The organism is Streptomyces sp. NPDC059564 (assembly GCF_042735575.1).
Taxonomy (GTDB): domain Bacteria; phylum Actinomycetota; class Actinomycetes; order Streptomycetales; family Streptomycetaceae; genus Streptomyces.
This window is the reverse complement of sequence record NZ_JBHWBP010000566.1, coordinates 1-3,223: the sequence shown is the minus strand read 5'-3', so window position 1 is coordinate 3,223 and position 3,223 is coordinate 1. Positions and strand designations below refer to the sequence as shown.

Genomic DNA, 3,223 nt, shown 5'->3' with positions numbered 1-3,223 from the left:
CCCACAGTGCGGGCGCGGACCGGCTGTCGACCTGCTCCAGGGCCAGGGTGCCCAGGATCTCCGCCGCGATGCGGGCGAGTTCGCCGCGCCTGCTCGCGGGGGTCCGCATGACCTCTTCGACGAGCCCGCGCAGCAGCGGCAGCAGCAGGGCCGCCGCTCCCTCTCCGGCGTCGTCCACCACGGTGGCCGTCAGGGCGGACAGCTGCCTCTCCTCCAGCCGGAGCAGGGCTCGGGGCAGCATGAGCACCCGGGCCCGCTGCCATGCGGGCAGCACGATCTTGTACGGGCGGCGCGCGTCGTGGAACGCCAGTCGGCCGGGTAGGAGTTCGGCGGTGCGGCCGTCCTGGAACAGCACCGCGGTGCCGTCGAGTTGCAGACGTACAAGGATGTGCGTGCTGGGGTCGGCGGCCACCGTGCGGGCGCTGCGCAGGATGGTCCCCGGGCCGAACTCCTCGGTGGCGATCTGGAGCGCTCCCAGGCGCTCGGCGGTCAGCTCGCCCGTCCACGGGTGGCTGCCCTCGACGGCGACCTCAAGACCCACGAAGACCTGTGACAGCACGTGTTCCCAGGCGACGGCTCGGTCCCCGGGAGCGAGGCTCCGGGTGGAGAAGGACACGCCTTGGCCGGGGGTGGTCAGCGATCCGGTCAGCACGGCGCTTCCCCCGTCCCACGGCCCTTGCGCTCCAGGTCGAGCCAGTCCGTGGGAGACAGGCCGAAGGAGCCGCGGAAGGCCCTGCTGAACCGTGCAGGACTGGTGAAGCCCCAGCGTCGCGCGACCTGGCCCAGGCTGACCGACCCCGGTGGCCGTGCGGCGAGTTCCCTGCGGCACTCGTACAGCCGCAGCTCGCGGATCCACCGGCACACGGTGGTGCCCTCGGCCTCGAACAGCCGGTGCAGATAGCGCACGGAGATGCCGTGGGCCTGGGCGACGGCCCGGGGGGTCAGAGCGGAGTCCGACAGGTGCCAACGGATGAAGGTCTTGATCCGCAGCAGCAGGACCCGGTCGGCACCCGGCAGGACGGCGGTGTCCTCGCCCAGCCGGTCCGCCGCCGTGGCCGCCATCAGGTCGAGGACCCCCTCGGCCATGCGCTCGGCCACCGGCGTCGCGTACGCCTCTGACGTGTCCGCCAGCCGTTCCAGCAACGGGGCGAGCAGGGCGGGCAGACCACCGCTCGGGCGCACGGCCCGCGCGGTCAGCTGCCGCAGATCGGCCTCCGACCGCCCGAGCAGGCTCCGCGGGACCGTGAAGATCTTCAGCTTGAAGCGTTCCGGGAACGTCGTACGGAAGGGCCGGACGGTTTCGAAGAACCCGATGTCACCGGCCCGCAACTCGGTGGTGCGGCCGTCCTGTTCGACCTGGGCGCGCCCGCTGCTCTGGAGCGCCACGAAAACGTCCCGCCCGTCACCGCGGGCGATGAACTGCGGCGACCGGTGGACGCGACCCGGGTCGCACTCCACCGTGGTGATCTGGATGTCCCCCAGGTGGTGGGTGCGCAGGGCCGCGTCATAGGTGGGTCCGTCGGTGGCGATGTCCATCCCCACCAGGGTCGCGAGCACGGCGTCGTGCCAGAACTCCAGGCTCTCGCGCGGCGGAACCGAGCGTGTGCTCAGCACATGGGCCCGACTCTCGCCGGAGGCCGGACTACAGCTGCTCTCCTCGAAGGAGCCGATCACGGTTGGCATGCTGCGAGCATGCGGTGGCCGTGCCGGTCGACGCATCAGTCGGTCGACTGGTCATCGGGCGCCGCCTCATCTGTCCTGGAGGAGGTCCCGCAGTTGCTGGCGGCGGCTGATGCCGAGCTTCGGGTAGGCGTTGTACAAGTGGGAGCCCACGGTGCGCGGCGAGAGGAAGAGCTGTTCACCGATCTCACGGTTCGAATGGCCGCGCGCGGCCAGTTGGACGATCTGCCGCTGCTGTGCCGTCAACTGCTCCAGCAGGCCCGAGGTGTCGGGGGTGGGTGCCGCCCCGCTCGCGCGCAGCTCGCGGGCCGCGGCCGCGGCGAGGGCGCCCGCGCCCAGCCGTTCGGCCGTTTCGAGTACGGTCGTCAGCTGCTGGCGCGCCTCGCGCGTCCGGCGGCAGCGCCGCAGCCGGATGCCGTAGTTGAGACGGGCGTGGGCACGCTCCCAAGGCCACCGGTCGGCCTCGGGGTTGACCAGGGCGAGGTGGAAGTCCCGCTCGGCGTTCTCATCCGGTTCGACCAGGGCGGCGGCATGGTGCAGGAGCAGCGTCATCCTGGTGCTCGGGCGGTCCCCCTGCTCCGCGCGGACTCGGGCGAGAACCGGTACGACCTCGTCGCACCGGCCGGTGCGCTGGGCCACGACCGCGAGTTCGGCGATGCTCCGGGGCGACAGGAGGGGGTGCAGCGGCGAACCGTCGACGGTGAACAGCGCGCGCAGGTGGCGCCAGGCGCCGTCCCAGTCCCCCAGCGCGATGGCGGCGAGGCCCCTGGCGCGCAGCAGGCGGGCGTGGGTGGCCCGGTTCTCGTCCAGGCAGACGGCGCGCCAGACCGAGGGGGTGAGCCGGGGCTCCGGCGGGACGGTGCCGCGCAATGCCTGCAGGGCCAGGGCCTGCGCCTCCAGATCCGCCTGGAGGCGCGGCAGGCGCAGCACGGTGGCCTCGGCCGTGGCGTCCCGGATCAGGGCCTCGGCCTCGGTGAACCACCCGATGCCCACGAGGGTGTCCACCAGGGCGGAGACCGTCCAGCCGCGGATGCCGAAGGCACGAGCGTCACCGAGTTGGGCGTCGGTCTCACGGAACTGCCCCAGGCACACGTCCGCCTCGTCCGCGAGGTGGGCCGCGAAGTGGACCGCCGTCCGGCAGGCCAGGGTGTCCAGGCCGGCCGGCGGCGCACCTTTCGGACCGCCGGGGCTCGCCGTCACTTCCATCGCGGCCGACGCGGCGGTCCCGGCCGAAGGCCGGACCACCGCCGTGACCAGCGCGTCCAGCGCCTCCTCCAGGCGGCCCCGAATTCCGGACACCGGAGGCCGGAGCCGGTCGCCCTCCGGGGCGTGGCCGGCCTGTCGGGCACGGTCGAGCAGCGCGTTCAGGCCGGTCCGGTGTTCCGGCAGACCGGACTGGACGCAGATGCCCGCCGCCACCGCCGTCACCATGAGCGCGACGGGGCGGCCGACCACCGGAAAGTACTCCGAGACGTCGGCCAGGAGGTCGAAGGCCTCCCGCTGGGAAGACTCCAGGGACAGCATCTCGGCCAGGGCCCCGGCC

At 73.1% G+C, this 3,223-nt stretch carries 2 protein-coding genes and 1 pseudogene; all 3 read right to left on the bottom strand.

What is annotated here, in order from left to right; genetic code table 11:
* Nucleotides 1-652, bottom strand: a pseudogene (locus ACFV0Q_RS40210) (hypothetical protein); the annotation flags it as partial.
* Nucleotides 646-1,683 carry a helix-turn-helix domain-containing protein gene (locus tag ACFV0Q_RS40205; RefSeq protein ID WP_385012887.1) on the bottom strand — a complete coding sequence of 346 codons (1,038 nt, stop codon included), beginning with the start codon at nucleotides 1,681-1,683 and terminating at the stop codon, nucleotides 646-648. The gene ACFV0Q_RS40205 and the pseudogene ACFV0Q_RS40210, both read right to left, overlap by 7 nt.
* A 66-nt stretch (nucleotides 1,684-1,749) precedes the next feature.
* The coding region (locus ACFV0Q_RS40200) for a LuxR C-terminal-related transcriptional regulator (RefSeq protein WP_385012885.1) at nucleotides 1,750-3,223 on the bottom strand (1,474 nt) is incomplete at its 5' end.